We start from the raw sequence: 17,693 nt of genomic DNA, 5'->3' as shown, positions 1-17,693 counted from the left end.
CTGTTATCCTCCTCAAATGGAATCTATTATATTTATCATAAACGCAATCGACATAAAAAGAAATATTTTTTTAAACCGTTTACAAAAAATAAAATTTTTTTCGAAAACGATTGCAATCGAATAATATTTTTTTATATAATGTGTCTACGAAATAAAATTTTTCCTGGGGGACAAATATATGAAACTAGCTATGATTGGTTTAGGAAAAATGGGACTAAACCTTACACAAAATTTAATGGACCATGGGCATGAAGTAGTTGCCTATGACGTTTTCCCATCATCTGTAAAGGAAGCGGAGCAAAAAGGAGCAATTCCAGCAGACTCTTTACAGGATGTAGTATCTAAGTTACCAACTCCTAAGGTTGTCTGGGTAATGGTACCAGCAGGGGAGCCAACAGATAAAGTAGTAACAGAGATTAGTAGTTACCTTAAAGCCGGCGACATTTTGATGGATGGTGGAAATTCTAATTATAAGGATACAATTCGTCGAGCGGACAAGCTAAAAGAACAAGGTATCCACTACTTGGATATTGGAACAAGTGGCGGTATGGAAGGTGCAAGAAATGGTGCATGTACCATGATCGGTGGAAACGAAGAAGCTTTTCGATATGTTGAAAAACTTTTTTCAAATACGTGCGTGGAGAACGGTTATCTTTATACGGGAAAACCTGGAAGTGGTCACTTCTTAAAAATGGTACATAACGGCGTGGAGTACGGAATGATGCAATCGATCGCTGAAGGTTTTGATATTTTAGAAAAAAGTGATTTTAATTATGACTACGAAAAAGTAGCTAAAGTATGGAATAACGGTTCGGTTATTCGATCATGGTTGATGGAGCTAATGGAGGATGCGTTCGCAGAAGATGCAAATTTAGATGCGATCAAAGGCGTTATGCATTCATCAGGTGAAGGTAAATGGACGGTGGAAACTGCATTAGATTTACAAGCTTCTGCACCAATTATCGCTTTATCATTAATGATGCGTTATCGTTCATTGGAAACGGACACGTTTAGTGGAAAAGTGGTTGCAGCCTTAAGAAATCAGTTTGGTGGTCACGCAGTAGAAAGCAAATAATAATACATCTAAGGGGAGAAAGTCATGTCAGCAACCATGTTAATTTTAGTAGCAGTAGCGGGGATTTTCACATTACTGTTTTTAGTTATTCGTACAAAGCTTCATGCTTTTGTATCATTAATGTTAGTAAGTCTACTTGTAGGTATCGCAGCAGGAATGCCACTTGATGGAGTTATTCAATCCGTTCAAAACGGGATGGGTGGAACACTTGGATTTGTTGCGATTGTCGTTGGTTTAGGTGCAATGTTCGGTAAAATGCTAGAAGTTTCCGGTGGGGTTGAGCGTCTTGCTCAAACCCTACTGAAAAAATTCGGTGAAGACAGGTCCCAATGGGCGTTAGGTATTACCGGTTTCTTAGTAGCAATACCAGTATTTTTTGATGTAGGTTTTATCATCTTAGTACCATTAGTGTACGGTTTAGCGAAGAAAACTGGTAGATCACTTCTGTATTACGGCATTCCTTTACTTGCAGGTTTGGCTGTAACACATAGTTACATTCCGCCAACCCCAGGTCCGATTGCTGTAGCAGATTTAATTGGTGCAGATCTTGGTTGGGTTATCTTGTTCGGGATCATTGCAGGTATTCCGTCCATGATTATTGCTGGGCCGATTTTTGGTAAATATATTGCTAAAAAAATTCATGCAACTGTTCCAGATTATATGAACTTTGAAGAAAAACAGTATGACAAAGATTTACCAAGCTTCGGTATGATTACTTCTATTATTATGGTGCCATTAGTTTTAATTTTAATTAATACGCTTTCGACAGTAATCTTACCTGAAGAAAATGGTTTCCGAGCGTTTACAACTTTTATCGGTAACCCAATCGTTGCATTAACGATTGCAACATTATTAACATTTACGTTCCTAGGTACAAGACGTGGATATTCAAGACAAGAAGTACAAGATATATCAACTAAAGCACTGGAGCCAGCGGGGATCATTATTCTTGTTACAGGTGCTGGTGGGGTATTTAAGCAAGTCCTGATTGATTCTGGTGTTGGTGATGTATTGGGAGAAATGATGGCAGGCTCACCGTTACCTCCAATTCTACTAGCGTTTGTGATTGCAGCGATCGTTCGTATTGCGCAAGGTTCTGCAACAGTATCGATGGTAACTGCAGCTGGGTTAATTTCACCAGTAATTGGCATCCTAGGTTTACAAGGTCCGGTTTTAGGTTTAATTGTTATCTCGATTGCAGCTGGAGCAACTGTATTTTCACACGTAAACGATTCGGGGTTCTGGTTAGTAAACCGTTATTTTGGCCTTGATGTGAAAGATACATTGAAGACATGGACAGTAATGGAAACAATTATTGGTTTCGTTGGTTTAGGGGTTGCACTTGTGTTAGGATTATTTATTTCATAATAAATAAAAAGAGAAGCGCTTCTTTGTGAGCGCTTCTTCCCTTTATAATGAAACTATAAAAGATGCATCAAAAATAGATGGAGGATCATATGAAAAACTTCTTATTGGGTGTCGATATAGGCACAACAAGTACAAAGGCAGTCTTGTTTGATCGCAAAGGGCAAGTAGTTAGTCAGCATGCAGTTGAATACCCTTTACATACGCCAGTTCCGGGTGCAGCAGAACAAGACCCAGAAGAAATTTATGCTGCTGTTAAAGTTTCGATTCGAGAAGCTGTAAATAAAAGCGGAATTAACAAAGAGGAGTTACTTTTGATTTCGTTTAGTTCGGCAATGCATAGCTTAATTGCTATGGATCAACATGACCAGGCACTAACGAAAAGTATCACATGGGCAGATCAACGAAGTGAACCGTGGGCAAAGAAATTGAAGGAAGAGTGGAATGGACATGACATCTATCTGCGCACAGGAACGCCGATTCATCCAATGTCACCGTTAGCCAAAATTATTTGGTTGAAAGAGGAACACCCGAGGATTTTTGAGCAAACAAGTAAGTTTATTTCGATTAAAGAATATGTTTTTCATCGTTTGTTTGGCGCGTATATAGTGGATCATTCGATTGCATCGGCGACAGGTATGCTTCATCTCAAACAATTGGATTGGGATGAAGAAGCATTACGCGTTGCTGGAATCACTCCAGATAAACTGTCCACACTTGTTTCAACTACACATACCATCAATGGCTTATCAGATGAATTAGCAGCGGAACTAGGTATTGATCCAGATGTTCCATTTGTGATTGGAGCAAATGACGGCGTCCTTTCCAACCTTGGTGTAGATGCGATCCAGCCAGGTGTGGTTGCCTTAACAATCGGTACAAGCGGCGCGATTCGCACGGTAACCGATCAACCAGTCACGGATATAAAGGGAAGAATCTTTTGTTATGCGTTGACAGAAAATCACTGGGTTATTGGTGGTCCGGTTAACAATGGTGGCATGGTGATGCGTTGGCTTCGTGATGAGCTTTGTAGGGAAGAAGTAGAAGAAGCGAAAAGAATTGGTGCTGATCCTTATGATTTAATCACTGAAAAACTTGCCAAAGTAAAAGCTGGTGCGGAAGGTCTAGTCTTTCATCCGTATCTAGCTGGAGAACGTGCACCATTGTGGAATGCTAATGCAAGAGGTTCATTTTTTGGATTAGGCATGCACCACAAAAAAGAACATATGATGCGGGCTGTGTTAGAAGGGATTAATCTAAATATTTATACCGTATTACTTGCCTTAGAGGAGATTATTGGCATACCAGAAAAAATTCATGCTACAGGTGGTTTTGCGAAATCTGCTGTTTGGAGACAAATGCTTGCAGATGTATTCAATCAGGAAGTGCAAATCCCAGAAAGTGTTGAAAGCTCTTGCCTAGGTGCGGTGGTACTAGGTTTATATGCTTTAGGGGAAATTGATGATCTAACCGTTGTTTCGGATATGGTTGGTACGACGGAAAGCCATAAACCAGACCAAGAACAGGTGAAAATTTATACAGAGTTAATTCCGATTTACTTACGCCTAAGTCGTCTATTTGAAGAAGATTATGAAGCAATTGTTCAATTCCAACAAAAATATAGCTCGTAGTAGTGTGCAGAGGGACATTTCTCGTAAACGAGGGGACGGTTCTTGTGTTTCCATAAATGGAAACACAAGAACCGTCCCTCTGCTTACTTTGTTATGCTGTTTAATCTTTCTGTGCTTAGTAGCATGATTCCTATGTAAATGGCTATAAAGAATGGAAAGATTGCAATGGTTGTATAGGATGCGATAAAGCCAAGCAGTGGTGGCATTAGAGTGCTACCAGTGTATGCTGTAGCCATTTGATATCCCATAATGGTTTGGGAATGCGTCTTACCAAATCGTGCTGGTGTTTCATGTAACATACATGGGAATATTGGCGCTAACCCTAATCCAATCATTACAAAGCCAACAAGTGAGACAATCGAAGGTAACGGTAATAATAACAGCGCCCCGCCAACGAAAGCGATGATTTGTCCTGATCGAATTAGGTTGCGGTTACTCATTTTAAAAGTAATAAACCCAGTTAAAAATCTACCAACCGTCAAACCACCCCAATAAAAGGATACCCACTGTGCGGCAACTGCCGCAGGTAACTCTTTCACATTAACGAGAAAGCTACTTCCCCAGAGACCAACGGAAGTTTCAACCCCGCAATAGAACAAAAAGGTTAACATGGCGAATTTCACACCTTTGATTTGCAAAGGTTTCACTTGGCTCAAATCATTATCCGTAGTGGAACTAACTAACGCTTCCGTATCCACTGACTCCGCATGCTGCTCTTTTGAAACGCGTCTCCATAATGGTAAAGATAATAGCAGGATTACGACTAAAATCATTTGAATCACTGCAATAGTAAGATATCCACCCCTCCAGCCATTTTTCCCCGCGATAAACAGTGCCATAATGATGGGACCTAAGGTTGCTCCCACACCCCAAAAGCTATGTAACCAACTCATATGGTGTGCTTTGTAATGTAAAGCAACGTAATTGTTTAATGCAGTATCAACAGCTCCAGCACCTAACCCAAGGGGGATAGTAAATAAAACCATCCAAAGAATCGATGGTGCAAAATAAAAACCCAGTAAGGCCATAGCGGTCATAAGACAACTTACAACGGTGACTTTACCAGTACCAAATCGTTTAATTACTTTACCACTAGCTAAACTCGAAACAACCGTACCTACTGCTGCAGTCATAGACAGGACTCCCCCTGTCTCCAGTGGCACTCCAATGTCAAGATGCATCACAGGCCAGGCAGCGCCTAGCAATGAATCCGGTAATCCTAAACTAATAAAAGCTAAATAAATAATGACTAAGAGTAATAGTGTCAATTGTACTGTTTCACCTCTCTCAAAAATGGCTTTAGAATTAGTAAAATATTTACGCTATTGAAAATGTATCATAACTTACATAAGAAGGGGTAAACACAAGACCTTCTTTCCTTAATTTTTTTGAATAAAGTTAAGTCAATTTAAACATTGTAAAGCGAATGCATTGTTATTGTTAATTATTGGTAACGGTGATATTTTATTGCTATTCCTACAGTATGATAGAAATGTAGTTTACTATTGTTACATTTAAAGGAGGAAATATCGATGCAAGAGTGGAAGAAAATGAAAAAGGGTTTCATAACTTTATTGGCAGTGTTAATGATCACTGGATTTGCAACAGGGTGTAGTGAAGATACGGAAGATAATGAATCTGAGGATAATAATACAGAAGAAAATGCAGAGGAATAAATGAAATAGTTGGTAAGGCTAAATAACAAAAAAGGAGGTGCAATTAGTATGCTAATTGCACCTCCTTTTTTATCTATAAACCAACTTTGAAGTTGATTTACCCTTAATGTACATTTATTGGACTATTTATTCGTAATATTCGTATATTTGATTAAGGAAAAAATGAAATTTGAGGTGGGTATATGAAGGCAATTGTGTACAAAAGGTACGGTCCCCCTGATGTTCTTGAGTTGAAACGGGTAGAAAAACCTATTCCGAAAGAGAATGAAATTTTAGTTAAAGTAAAAGCCACAACTGTAACAGTAGCAGATATTCGAGCGCGGAGCTTTACCTTACCACCAGTTTTTTGGCTACCTGCACGTGTATCGCTTGGTTTGAAGAAACCAAAAAAAGAGATTTTAGGGATGGAATTAGCTGGAGAAGTGGAGTATGTAGGAAAGCATGTAAAAAAGTTTAAGCAAGGGGACCAAATTTTTGCAGCTTCCTTGATTGGATTTGGAGCGTATGCCGAATATAAGTGTTTAGAGGAAGATGGGCCTGTTGCAATAAAGCCTTCTAATTTAACTTTTGGTGAAGCTGCCGCCATTCCTATTGGAGCTCGAACAGCATTGTATTTTCTTAAAAAGGCCGGTATAAAGAGTGGTCAATCGATTCTAGTCTATGGTGCTTCTGGAAGTGTAGGTAGTTATGCAGTTCAACTTGCCAAATATCTCGGTGCGATTGTTACAGGTGTTTGCAGCACCTCTAATTTAGAATTAGTAAAATCTTTTGGAGCTGACAAAGTAATAGATTACACAACAGAAGATATTTCTAATATCGTCGAAACATATGATTTCATCTTTGAAGCGGTGAACAAGAGCAGTTTTTCAGATTGTAAAAAATTATTAAAGAACAATGGTACCTATATAAATGTTACTGAACCATTGCCTAGCGTTCAGATGCTGTGGACATCGTTGACGAGTAGTAAGAAGTTAATAATGGGCCAAAATTCACCTGAGACTTCCGAAGCTTTAGATTTTCTAAAAGAACTTGTTGAGATGGGAAAGTTGAAAGTGGTTATTGACAGATACTATTCATTTGATGAGATTGTCGAAGCGCATAGATATGTCGAGAAAGGACATAAGAGGGGAAATGTCGTTATAAATGTGGAATAAAACCGGATTAGCAAGACAAAAAGACCAGATTAATCTAGTCCTTTTGTCTTGCTAGTTTTATAGTGTAATGCGCAAAGTTAAGTCCATCATCTATTAGCTAAATAAAAAGGTTTTAGGAAGAACGAAGTCGTTTCTTAGCACTGCGGTTATCAGCGGTAACCGGTTGTATCGCCAATGCTTTTCCTAACCCATAGGTCGGCATATTGCCGTAGATCGATTCATAACTGCCACTTTTTACTTGATACGTTTCGTGATAGATGCCGACTGCATCATTGTTACCAACTTTTTTATTGAAATTTTTCCATGCCGTTAAGTGCTTCTGGCCTTTTGCATAGGCAATGAGTTCTTCGGTTGAACGCCAGTATTGGATCATTACAGTTGTTCTAAGTCCAAAATAGCTTTCCATCGATAAAAAACCTAATTCCTCTTTATGAACATAAAGCTCTTTGATCATGCCAGGCATAGCGTTGAAAACGGGCAACCATTTGTGTACAGCAAGTCGTTTGTTAATACGCATGCCAATGATGAAGACAACAATATCATCCTTATTTTCCGTTGTGTACCGGCCGGTATGAATGTTGGTAGCCATTTCTAATCCTCCTCTTTATTAACTTTTTCGAGCGTACGCTGGCACCAATCAATGGCAGCGATCGTTACGCTTTTTCCGTAATCCAGGGTGAATAACCAGTACATCGCATCCGCATCCTCTTTATTGTGATCGATGATACTTTGTTCAATTGCCACATACGTTTGGTAGCGACTTTCCAATCTTTGTTTATATTGCTTTAGGAGCATTACAGTTTGCTCATCCGTCTGATAGCGACCGAAAAATAATTTAAGCAAGATTTCATTTCGTTCGACAGGTAATTGTTCGACTGGTTGCTCCAGCCAATTTCTTAATACTGCTATGCCTTTTTCTGTCAGATGATATTCATTTTTATCCTGCTTTCCTTTACTAGTAGAAGCTTGAACTTCTGCTAATCCTTCTTTTACAAGTAGTTTTAACGTAGGATATATCTGGCCATAACTGATTTTCCAGAAATGATTTAAGCTAGTATCAATGAATTTTTTGATCGCATAGCCTGATCTACATTCGGTAGTTAATATGCCTAATAGTGCATATGTTGTATCGTTATAATTTTTCAATTGTCTCAACACCTATCAAAAAGATATATATCATTTAGATATATTATATGTGTGTCTTTATAAGAATACAAGTAACTTTCAAAAAATTTACAAACAATTCCTACTGTGCTCGTTTTTGCTACAACCTATAAGAGTTTCCAACGCAACATTTAGTATTGGCCCCTCCAAGTTTTTAATAAGTGAAAAAATATAATCAGTAGTAAGAAAACAATAGTTGGGAAAGATTACTTAAATGGGAGGTGAAAAGATGAGTTTAACTCCAGAACAAAGAAACCAAGTAGGGAAAGAAATCGGAGACAACTTAAAGCTTGCTGGATTAACACCAGAAGTTGTCCAGGCTGATCTAGCTTTCAATCATGCGCAGTACGAAGAAACAGTAAAGTTTGGGCCTACCGCTAATGAAGAAGAGGTAGCACGCTTGCGAAATTATTTAGCAGAAAAGGTAAAAGAACAAGGCAAAGAACCATATTCTTATACTTAATCATGGGTGTAAGCAGGGGGACGGTTCTTGTGTTTCCAGAAATGGAAACACAAGAACCGTCCACTTGCTTTTTTTTGGAAAAATGAGTTGAAATTTTTAACAAAGTATAATAAACTTACCTACAATACCAAATCAAAGTAAGTCAATCGGAATTAAAGGTAATCGGTTTGCATAAACTGAAGGATCGTAATGGTGCGGGGGTGGATAAATATGCCGGATAATAAGCTTGTTCAAGTAAGTAACTTAGGTAAATCCTTTGATGTGAATGGAACGGAAGAGAAAGTACTACACGATATTTCCTTACATGTGGATCGAAATGAAGTCGTCTCTGTCTTAGGGGAAAGTGGATGCGGCAAGAGTACGTTACTCAATATTATCGGTGGATTTGAAAAGCCGACAACTGGTGAAGTTACCATTGATGGCAAAACAGTCCAAAAGCCGAGTAAGAACTGCATGATGCTTTTTCAAAATTATGGGTTATTGCCATGGAGAACGGTATTTAAGAATGTGGAGTTAGGTTTAGAAGGACAGAAGATGTCTGCATCTGAACGCAATGAGCGCGTTTTTAAGTACTTGGAATTAGTAGGTTTAGAGAATAAAGGACAACAGTTCCCGCATGAAATGTCTGGTGGGATGCAACAACGTGTAGCGATTGCCCGTGCGTTAGTGACGGAGCCAGATATGATCTTAATGGATGAACCGTTTGCGGCACTCGACACATTTAATCGTTACTATTTGCAGGATGAGTTATTAAAGATCCAAGAAAGAAGCCATACAACCATTGTCCTTGTTACCCATGATATTGATGAGGCAATCTATTTATCTGACAGAATATTTATGATGAGTAAAAATCCTGGTGAGATTCACCGTGAAATAAAAATTGATTTATCGAAGCCGCGCGACAGAAGTCATAGTAATTTTCAATATTATCGTAAACAAATACTTGAAGAATTCAAGTTTAGTGGGGAAAAGAGCAACATCGGATTTCATATTTAACTAAACAAAGGGGGATAAGGAGAAATGAATAAAGGAAGATGGAGTAAAATAGTAAGTTTTGCACTAGTGTCTGTGCTACTGCTTTTAACAGCTTGTGGGGAAGATAGTGCTAGTGGTTCAGCAGATAAACCGACAGTAAAAATTGGGTATCTACCAATTACGCATGCTGTTCCACTTTATGTAGAGGAAGCTTTGGCAGAAGAAGGCTTTGAAAACTTTGAGTTAGAGCTAGTGAAATTTGGCTCATGGCCTGATCTAATGGATGCATTAAATACGGGAAGAATCGACGGAGCATCAGCATTAGTAACAGTTGCGATGCGTGCAAAGGAACAAGGAATAGACCTCAAAGCAGTGGCACTAGGTCACCGCGATGGGAACGCGCTTGTAACAGCAAACGATATTGAGGGAATAGCGGATCTCGAAGGTAAAACGTTTGCGATCCCACACAAGTTTTCGACACACAATATATTACTCTATCAAGCTTTGAAACAAAACGGCTTTGACTACGAATACGTCAACGCTGTTGAAATGCCACCGGCAGAAATGCCTGCAGCGTTATCAGAAGGTAGAATTGCTGGTTACGTGGTAGCGGAACCGTTTGGTGCGCAATCGGTCGTACACGGGAACGGAAAAGTTCTCTATCAAGAGGATGATTTGTGGCAAAATGCGATTGACTGTGCGTTAGTGTTACGAAGTGAATTTATTGAATCAGAGCAAGAAGCGGCTGAGGAGTTTGTGGATGCGTATGTAGCAGCAGGTCTTGAGGCCGATGCAGGGCATGAGGAAACACACGCGATCATTCAAGACTATTTAGATGTCGATGATGAAGTACTTGACCTATCACTAGAATGGATTTCGTATGACGATTTAAAAATTAATGAAGATTCCTATACAGAGCTAAGAGAATACATCATTGAAATGGGGCTTTCGGAAAATCCACCAACGTATGATGATTTCGTTGATAATTCTCTAATCGATAAAGCGATGTGATTAAGATGAATAGTGTAGCGAAAAAAACGTTAAATATTTTCATAGGTTTTGCGATCTTAATCGCGATTTGGCAAACGGTCATTTTAGTAACAACGATTAATGAAAACCTATTTCCGACACCACTGATGGTGTTAGAAGGCATTATTTCATTAATCGCTGATGGTACCTTGTTTGTGCACTTGCAGGTAAGTCTGTTTCGCTTTGCGGCGGGCTACTTATCTGCGGTCGTGGTCGCGATTGTTCTTGGTTTATTTTTAGGACGGATGGAACGGGTTTGGAATATTGTCGACCCAATTGTGCAAGTATTGCGTCCGGTTGCACCAATTGCTTGGGCACCGTTTATTGTATTGTGGTTTGGGATTGGTAATGCCCCTGCCATTGTAATTATTTTCATTGCAGCATTTTTCCCAGTGTTACTTTCAACGGTTTCTGCGGTGAAAAAGGTAGATAAGACGTATCTAAAAGTGGCGGAAAATTTGGAGATCAAACAACCGCAGTTGATGACAAAAATAATATTCCCGGCCGCATTTCCTTATATTGCAAACGGGCTCCATATTGCGCTTGGAACGGCATGGATTTTCCTTGTTTCCGGTGAAATGGTTGGCGCGCAATCTGGGTTAGGTTATTTAATTGTCGATGCTAGGAATTTACTTCGATTAGATCTAGTGCTAGCAGGGATCATTTTTATCGGTTTATGTGGACTACTTTTAGATAAGTTGATTATGGCTTTTGAAAAGTGGATTCAGAAGCAGTGGGGTGGCGTTACACCGTCAAAATAAGGGACCGCAACCTGACAGACGGGGATGAATAAAAAATAGTTCCTCACACCTTGTGTTAGGAACTAATCTTCTCCTCATCTACTTCCACAACGGATAACTGATCGACATTGGTTTCACAGTGTGGGCAATAGTAGGCAATCGTTACCTCATGCTGACATTCGGTATGAACTAACTTTTTATAACATGTTTGCAAATGGTCTCGTCCCCATAAAAGTATTGCGTGAAACACGTGCTCTAAATCTTTTCCGCTATCAGTCAACTGGTAGTGGTAGCGTGGTGGGTGATCGGAATATAACTCTGACGTGACAAGGCCACATTGTTCTAAGTATTTCAACCGGTCTGACAAAATATTGGAGGATATCCCATCAAGTGCTTTTTTGATATCACTGAATGTAACATTCCCTTTTAAGATTTCATGGGCGATTAATAACGTCCAGCGGTCTCCAATTATGTTTAATGATTGCGCAATATTACATGGTAAGTTGTAAGTTGTTTTCATGTAGAGTCCTCCTTTTTTTCCATAGGACCATAATAACATAAATATAAAAAGTATAGTTGGTTGTTATTTTTAACTAAGTATAATAAAATAACTTATAAGAGAGTATAAATAAACAAAAACAAGGAGTGGAGCAAACATGGCTTTATTTTTAGTCGAAACAACGGTTAATGGGGTATCAAGTAAAACGGAATTTGAGAACAAAGTAGAGGAAATTAAAACTGCCGTAGAACCAAAGCAAGTAAACGTAGTCGAGGTTCAAGTGTCGAAGGACTTTTCAAAAGCATTTTTCATTTTGGAAGGAGAAAATGAAGATGCAATAAATGCTGGTCTTGCAGATGTTGATGTGACAGTTGAATTAGTGAAAGAAGTAAGATTAGTAGGGAAAGAATTAGATGAAGTGAAAAAGCAAGCAGATAAAGTGAACTACCTCGTGCAATGGAACTTACCAGAAAACCTTACAATGGACGCCTACCTAAACCGTAAAAAAGAAAAATCTGTTCACTATGCAGAGGTTCCTGAGGTTTCTTTCTCTAGAACGTACGTATGTGAAGATATGTCTAAATGCTTATGCTTCTACGATGCACCAGATGAAGAAGCTATAAAAAGAGCGCGTGACGCAGTGCAAGCACCAATCGATTCTGTTACGGAAATTGACAATAACTAATTAACTTGTTTTCTCCCAATCATCAATGGTTGGGAGAGAACATCCCTTTTCCCCATCCCTATTTCCTCGTAAACATGGCGGGTGGTTCTCCTGTCCAAAGTAGCGTGAACAGGGGGACAGTTCTCTTGTCCACAAATGTGTCTTCTTAACAGTTATAAATCTAGGAGAGGTTGAGTCATATGATATCAGAAGGAATTAGCCAAAATGAAACATTAGAAGCGATCATTCAAGATCAATTAAAGCCTTATGTACGAAAAATAGACAGTGAAGCCTATTATGCGAAGGAGTATTTGCAAGCATTAGGGCGAGCTGGATTCTATGATTCAAAGCAGGCACCTGTAAATGACGTACTAAAAAGAGAAATAGCTGTTGTAGAAGAAACCGCAAAATACTGCATGACAACTGCCTTTAACTTGTGGTGTCAATTGGCTTCAATGACCTATTTGCGCTATAGCGATAATGCTTATCTTAAAGAAGAGATTTTACCCGAGTTAGAAAAAGGGGAGGTTCTCGGTGGAACGGGTTTATCCAATCCAATGAAATTTTATGGTGGCATGGAGAAATTGCACTTACAAGCAACGCGAACAGAAGGCGGCTATTACGTGTCCGGAACACTGCCATCTGTCTCTAATTTAGGTGAGAACCACTGGTTTGGCATGGTAGCAGAAGTGAATGAAGGTCATCGCGTGATGGCTTATGTTCGTTGTGATTCGGAAGGTTTGAACCTAAAGGAAAAAGTAGATTATCTTGGTTTGAACGGAAGTGCGACGTATGCCTGCCAATTTAAAGACGTCTTTATTCCAGACAAATGGGTGATTGCAGAAAACGCAGATGCCTTTATTAAACAAGTTCGTCCAGCCTTTATTTTCTATCAAATCCCACTTGGGTTTGGGGTAACAGCTAGTTCGATTCGGTCGATCCTTCGTGCTCGTACAAAACAGGGTGGCTGTAACAGTTACTTACCTGTGCAAGCAGATGATTTGGAACAGGAGCTAAATTCGTTACGCGAGCAAACCTACGAACTTGCAGGCGAGACAGAGGACTTTCCCGCTATTTGGGAAAAACTCCTCAGAATCCGTTTAGGTATCGCCTATCTAACATCAAAAGCCGTACATGCCAATATGATGCATAGCGGAAGTGCTGCATATATTCAAAAAAGTGATCCTGCAAGAAGATTACGAGAATCCTATTTTCTCGTAAATCTAACGCCAACGGTTAGACATTTAGAGAAACTATTGTCAGTCTAATATTGAAAAAGTGCCTTTTCTCTATGTATAATGTGTTGATTTGACATGTTGTGAATGGAGGGAAGGCACTTTTTTTATCTGGGTAGGAATTAACGTTCTATTCGATACCAATATCGATACGCTTCTTTAAATCCTAACTTTGAATAAAGGTTTAAAGCTGGATGATTATCTAACACAACTTGCAGATAGGCATGTTTTGCTCCATGTTCCTTACCCCAATGCAAAATAGTAGAAATCAGTTGCTGGGCATATCCCTTGTTTCTATACTTTTCATTCGTAACAATATCAAACAATCCTATGTATCCGTCCTCTAAAACGCCCATACCACAAGCCAAAGGCTCCTTATTATCCTGAAATAAAGTGACATAGCAAACGCGCGGAACGATTCTTTGTAGCATCTGTTTTAGTGTAGGCCGGTCCGTTTCTCTTACTTTATTTAGTGCACAAAAATCCGTAAACCATTTGTCATCAAAGTCGTTATAGATGACTGCGTTATTCGCAGGGGGTGCTGTACCAACGTGTAATGGTAATAGTTGCACACTGGTTAATCCATCTAATGCATATCCTTCGTGTTCTAAAATGGCATCCAGGTTTTCTGGAAATACATTGGTAGTAAGCTTGTACACAACCTTTAGATTTTGGGTTCGATACATATTTCTCATCGCTACTATTTTTTCTTTTACCTCATCATTTGAAGGGGAAAGAGGATTAACTGAGTTCGCTCTTTTTGTGTATCCATTAGAAAATCGCACGATCCACCCATCCACAAGTTGTGTTTCTAGTGCTGGCAGGGCATGCAATGATAGTTCCTCTATTTTTTGTATGTTCACCTTACTATTCATTTGACTTAATCTCCCACCTTACCAGTGCACTTGAAGTTTATTCCCATTTGGATCAAAAAAGTAGAAATAGGCATGGCCTTTATCTTCTTGTATAGCCTCCACCTTAACGTTATTTTCTGCTAAGTGTTGATGAAATTTCATTAACTCTGGACTAGTAAAGCCAATACTAAAGGCGGCTTCTTGATTAATTGTAAAATGGGCAAATGATTCATCTTCCGTAGGAACCAAGATTAGTAAAAATGACCCCTCACCAACTTTTAAAATCGCATAAGGGTCATCCGTAATGGTTAACACCTGAAGCCCTAATACATCTTGATACCATTGTGTGGACTGTTCTAAGTCTCTCACAGGAATTCTAATATAGTGAACTTGATCAATAAACGATTTACGCATAACGTGTTCTCCTTTCATAGGTAAAGCCTGTGCAAAAATTCCCCTAAACGAGTTGTGGCATTCTTTGACTTAAGACATGATTGACATCTTGTACTGTATTTTCTACGAACTCGTCGCTCTCATTTGGCGTCAAATATATAAATTTGTGGTCTTTGGAAACTGTGTGGTTAAGATAGAAGTTTGTGATGTTCTTAATCTGTTTATTTGTTTGACCTTTCGGAAAGAAATTTAAGTACTCAGGAAAATCAGTGATATGCTGAAAAGTAGTCCAGAAAATATTCTCCTTATGATTTTTAAGATATAAAAAGTCTAAACCGTACCAATCTCTTTTAACAAGCGGCGTATAGTTAGGCGTATTTATGATCTCCTGGAAGACTTTTTCTTTTTTCTTTTGATTCGTGAATGCAATCCATTTTTCATCCGTCACCAAATGTATGTAATACCCAAGATAATAGGAGAATGCCCGAAGCGAAAGCTCTTTTTCATCTTGGAGATATTGTTGGTAAAAAGAATCAGCATTAATTTTTCCATCGATCTTGAAATGCGTAATTTCTTTTGGAGGAGTTGGTTTACCATCCTTTCCGATCAGTCCACAATCTGGTCCGATATTACCAACCAAAAAATCATTCTTGGAGATTGGAAGCTCTTTTTTTAGAAATGCTTCGGCAATCCTAAAGTGAGTAACCCATGTAGCCAAATTTTCCACTCCTAACTTGTTTATATGCTTATACAATAAAAAGAATTTCGTCATGGATACTCGAAGTTCCTTTTTTTTTTTCGAACATCCACCAACATTAATTTTTCTATATACCAAAGGATTCTTTTGTAAGCAGAGGGACGGTTCTTTTGTGGACAAAAGAACCGTCCCTCTGCTCACAATTTGTCAATAGAAATTCATGGAGTAAATGTAAGATTTGACATACTTGTGAATGATTTCACATTATGTGGTTTTGTAACACTTTCTGTAATATAATACATGTGAAATAATGAACAAACTTGAATAACAATGAGGAGGAAATCTTTCGTGAAAACAAAATGGTTATTTTATGCTTTCGTTGCAATGATGTCTTTATTCTTAATTGTAGGTTGTGGAACGGATACCGATGAAGCAAGTGGTTCCGACAAAGCAAGCGGGGAAGCTGGAGAGTATGAAGATGGTCTTTACTTTGCCCAAGAAGATGGGTTCTCAGAAGATAGTGGATGGAAATATGTTGTTACATTAGAAGTGGAAGATGGAGAAATAGTAAAAGCTGACTGGAATGGTGCAAACATAAATGGTGGAGATGACAAAAAGACTTCTTCTACTAATGGTGATTATGGCATGGTTGAAAAAGGTGGAGCTCAAGCAGAATGGCATGAGCAAGCTGAAAAAGCAGAAGCACACTTGCTTGAGATTCAAGATCCAACTGCAATTGAATACACAAGTGATGAAGGACATACCGATGCAATCTCGGGTGTATCGATACACGTTGTAGAATTCTTTGATTTAGCAGAAAAAGCGTTAGCAAACGGTCCGGTTGATAAGGGCGCTTACAAAGATGGAGCTTACTTCGAGGAACAAGATAGTTTTGATGAAAAAAGTGGATGGAAATACACTGCTTCTCTAACAGTGATTAATGGTACTATCGTTGCAGCGGACTGGGATGGTGTGCATAAAGATGGTGGAGACGACAAGGATACTGTTTCTGCTAATGGCGAATACGGAATGGTAGAAAACGGTGGAGCTCAAGACGAATGGCATGTGCAAGCTGAAAAAGCTGAAGCATACCTACTTGAAAAACAAGATCCAACAGCAATCGAATACACAACAGATGAAGGACATACCGATGCAATCTCTGGCGTATCTATTCACGTTGTAGAATTCTTCGATTTAGCAGAAAAAGCACTAGCCGACGCAAAATAATGGAAACATGGGGACGGTTCTTGTGCACACACTTTGTGTGCGCAAGAACCGTCCCCATGTTTATGTCTTTTTAGGCATTCTTTTAAAAGGATTAAATAATTTTTGGAATTTTATGTTAAAATGGGGTTGTGATTCTGTGATCTTAAAGTAAAGGATGGCTGAAGAAGAAATTCACATTAAACATTAAGATATTATGCAAAGGGGATCATTTTTTATGACAGGTAAATTTTCAGATAGACGTTTAAGTCTAATAATCATTTGGGGATTATCTATCATTTTTATTAGTTGTCTCTACTCTTTATTTTGTATGTTCAGTTACGAATTTAACCTGTTATCTGACATTTCCTATTGTATATAGCGCTAAAAAACTAGATAGAGGTGATTATTGTGAAAGTACTGCTAGGTCATATTAGTTTCTTCATTGTTCTGATATTTCTCTCTCTCGTTTCTTTTTTTCTGATATTTGGCGCAGGGTTTGGGGGCGATATTAACATATTCGTGTTATATACACCTTTTTCCTTTAGTGTGTTTTGGCTCATTGGTTACACGTGGTTCATTCTTAGAACAAATCCAGATAAGATAAAATGGGTATTTCATCCGACTGAAAATCTTGGGTTTAACGTTTTTCTGCTTTCAGGTATTTTTACTGCATATTGTGTATTTCTAACATTATTTTTCGGTTTCATACCAATGATTGGAACCTCCATAATAATACTTCTTATCTGGTACTGGCTACTTTATAGATATATACAGAACAAAAACAGAGGGAAATATACGAAATGGGTGCCGAGTACGATTTTATTTATCCTTTCTCTGATCTATGCCTATCAAATATGTAAATTTTATCTTATC

At 38.6% G+C, this 17,693-nt stretch carries 19 protein-coding genes; 12 read left to right on the top strand and 7 right to left on the bottom strand.

The window, feature by feature from the left end; genetic code table 11:
• The first annotated feature begins 178 nt into the window (after nt 1–178).
• From gnd to gntK, 3 genes are all read left to right on the top strand, one after another.
• Nucleotides 179–1,075 carry a phosphogluconate dehydrogenase (NAD(+)-dependent, decarboxylating) gene (gnd, locus tag NYQ66_RS12065; protein WP_259869806.1) on the top strand — a complete coding sequence of 299 codons (897 nt, stop codon included), beginning with the start codon at nt 179–181 and terminating at the stop codon, nt 1,073–1,075.
• A 24-nt stretch (nt 1,076–1,099) separates the two neighbouring features.
• A complete protein-coding gene (locus NYQ66_RS12060; protein ID WP_259869805.1) occupies nt 1,100–2,443 on the top strand; it encodes a GntP family permease in 1,344 nt (447 codons plus the stop codon).
• An 89-nt stretch (nt 2,444–2,532) separates the two neighbouring features.
• Nucleotides 2,533–4,071 carry a gluconokinase gene (gene gntK, locus NYQ66_RS12055; protein ID WP_259869804.1) on the top strand — a complete coding sequence of 513 codons (1,539 nt, stop codon included), beginning with the start codon at nt 2,533–2,535 and terminating at the stop codon, nt 4,069–4,071.
• Nucleotides 4,072–4,154: 83 nt separating this feature from the next.
• Here the strand turns inward: gntK and NYQ66_RS12050 are convergent, their stop codons facing one another.
• Nucleotides 4,155–5,339, bottom strand: coding sequence for an MFS transporter (locus tag NYQ66_RS12050; RefSeq protein WP_259869803.1), 1,185 nt, complete (start codon nt 5,337–5,339; stop codon nt 4,155–4,157).
• A 264-nt stretch (nt 5,340–5,603) separates the two neighbouring features.
• Between NYQ66_RS12050 and NYQ66_RS12045 the strand changes: the two genes are divergently transcribed.
• Together NYQ66_RS12045 and NYQ66_RS12040 are read left to right on the top strand one after the other, a co-directional pair.
• Complete coding sequence (locus NYQ66_RS12045) at nt 5,604–5,747, top strand: hypothetical protein (RefSeq protein WP_259869801.1); 144 nt, start codon at nt 5,604–5,606, stop codon at nt 5,745–5,747.
• A 182-nt stretch (nt 5,748–5,929) separates the two neighbouring features.
• Complete coding sequence (locus NYQ66_RS12040) at nt 5,930–6,901, top strand: NAD(P)-dependent alcohol dehydrogenase (RefSeq protein WP_259869798.1); 972 nt, start codon at nt 5,930–5,932, stop codon at nt 6,899–6,901.
• Nucleotides 6,902–7,013: 112 nt separating this feature from the next.
• Here the strand turns inward: NYQ66_RS12040 and NYQ66_RS12035 are convergent, their stop codons facing one another.
• Together NYQ66_RS12035 and NYQ66_RS12030 are read right to left on the bottom strand one after the other, a co-directional pair.
• A complete protein-coding gene (locus NYQ66_RS12035; protein ID WP_259869796.1) occupies nt 7,014–7,490 on the bottom strand; it encodes a DUF4188 domain-containing protein in 477 nt (158 codons plus the stop codon).
• Nucleotides 7,491–7,492: 2 nt separating this feature from the next.
• Nucleotides 7,493–8,047, bottom strand: coding sequence for a PadR family transcriptional regulator (locus NYQ66_RS12030; RefSeq protein ID WP_259869793.1), 555 nt, complete (start codon nt 8,045–8,047; stop codon nt 7,493–7,495).
• A 247-nt stretch (nt 8,048–8,294) separates the two neighbouring features.
• Between NYQ66_RS12030 and NYQ66_RS12025 the strand changes: the two genes are divergently transcribed.
• The 4 genes from NYQ66_RS12025 to NYQ66_RS12010 all read left to right on the top strand — a co-directional run bounded on the left by NYQ66_RS12025 (nt 8,295) and on the right by NYQ66_RS12010 (nt 11,293).
• Complete coding sequence (locus NYQ66_RS12025) at nt 8,295–8,528, top strand: DUF2316 family protein (protein WP_259869790.1); 234 nt, start codon at nt 8,295–8,297, stop codon at nt 8,526–8,528.
• A gap of 210 nt (nt 8,529–8,738) precedes the next feature.
• On the top strand, nt 8,739–9,524 hold the full coding sequence (locus NYQ66_RS12020) for an ABC transporter ATP-binding protein (protein WP_259869788.1): 786 nt from the start codon (nt 8,739–8,741) through the stop codon (nt 9,522–9,524).
• A 24-nt stretch (nt 9,525–9,548) separates the two neighbouring features.
• Entirely contained in the window at nt 9,549–10,514 is a 966-nt protein-coding gene (locus NYQ66_RS12015; protein WP_259869786.1) for an ABC transporter substrate-binding protein, read from the top strand.
• 5 nt (nt 10,515–10,519) lie between these two features.
• Nucleotides 10,520–11,293, top strand: coding sequence for an ABC transporter permease (locus NYQ66_RS12010; RefSeq protein ID WP_259869784.1), 774 nt, complete (start codon nt 10,520–10,522; stop codon nt 11,291–11,293).
• A 55-nt stretch (nt 11,294–11,348) separates the two neighbouring features.
• Here the strand turns inward: NYQ66_RS12010 and NYQ66_RS12005 are convergent, their stop codons facing one another.
• Nucleotides 11,349–11,792, bottom strand: a complete 444-nt coding sequence (locus NYQ66_RS12005; protein WP_259869781.1) for a winged helix-turn-helix transcriptional regulator — start codon at nt 11,790–11,792, stop codon at nt 11,349–11,351.
• Nucleotides 11,793–11,928: 136 nt separating this feature from the next.
• Here NYQ66_RS12005 and NYQ66_RS12000 point away from each other — a divergent pair, with 136 nt between their 5' ends.
• Both NYQ66_RS12000 and NYQ66_RS11995 read left to right on the top strand, forming a co-directional pair.
• The gene (locus NYQ66_RS12000) at nt 11,929–12,456 is read left to right on the top strand and encodes a DUF4242 domain-containing protein (RefSeq protein ID WP_259869779.1); all 528 of its coding nucleotides are present in this window, start codon (nt 11,929–11,931) and stop codon (nt 12,454–12,456) included.
• A 179-nt stretch (nt 12,457–12,635) separates the two neighbouring features.
• On the top strand, nt 12,636–13,703 hold the full coding sequence (locus NYQ66_RS11995) for an acyl-CoA dehydrogenase family protein (RefSeq protein WP_259869777.1): 1,068 nt from the start codon (nt 12,636–12,638) through the stop codon (nt 13,701–13,703).
• Nucleotides 13,704–13,792: 89 nt separating this feature from the next.
• Here NYQ66_RS11995 and NYQ66_RS11990 read toward each other — a convergent pair whose 3' ends face one another.
• From NYQ66_RS11990 to NYQ66_RS11980, 3 genes are read right to left on the bottom strand one after another with little or no spacing between them, the layout of a single operon-like run.
• Nucleotides 13,793–14,545 (bottom strand): GNAT family N-acetyltransferase, encoded by a 753-nt coding sequence (locus NYQ66_RS11990; RefSeq protein ID WP_259869776.1) that lies wholly within the window; start codon nt 14,543–14,545, stop codon nt 13,793–13,795.
• A gap of 18 nt (nt 14,546–14,563) precedes the next feature.
• Nucleotides 14,564–14,938 carry a VOC family protein gene (locus tag NYQ66_RS11985; protein WP_259869774.1) on the bottom strand — a complete coding sequence of 125 codons (375 nt, stop codon included), beginning with the start codon at nt 14,936–14,938 and terminating at the stop codon, nt 14,564–14,566.
• A 43-nt stretch (nt 14,939–14,981) separates the two neighbouring features.
• Nucleotides 14,982–15,635, bottom strand: a complete 654-nt coding sequence (locus NYQ66_RS11980) for a zinc dependent phospholipase C family protein (RefSeq protein WP_259869771.1) — start codon at nt 15,633–15,635, stop codon at nt 14,982–14,984.
• Between the two features lie 327 nt (nt 15,636–15,962).
• On the opposite strand from NYQ66_RS11980, the gene NYQ66_RS11975 reads away from it, so the two are divergent.
• Nucleotides 15,963–16,841: an FMN-binding protein gene (locus NYQ66_RS11975; RefSeq protein WP_259869768.1), complete on the top strand. Its 879-nt coding sequence runs from the start codon at nt 15,963–15,965 to the stop codon at nt 16,839–16,841.
• The last annotated feature ends 852 nt before the right edge of the window (nt 16,842–17,693 follow it).

Source organism: Aquibacillus koreensis (assembly GCF_025154055.1).
Classification (GTDB): domain Bacteria; phylum Bacillota; class Bacilli; order Bacillales; family Amphibacillaceae; genus Aquibacillus_C; species Aquibacillus_C koreensis.
The sequence above is the reverse complement of the archived record's forward strand: the minus strand, read 5'-3'. Positions and strand labels throughout refer to the sequence as shown.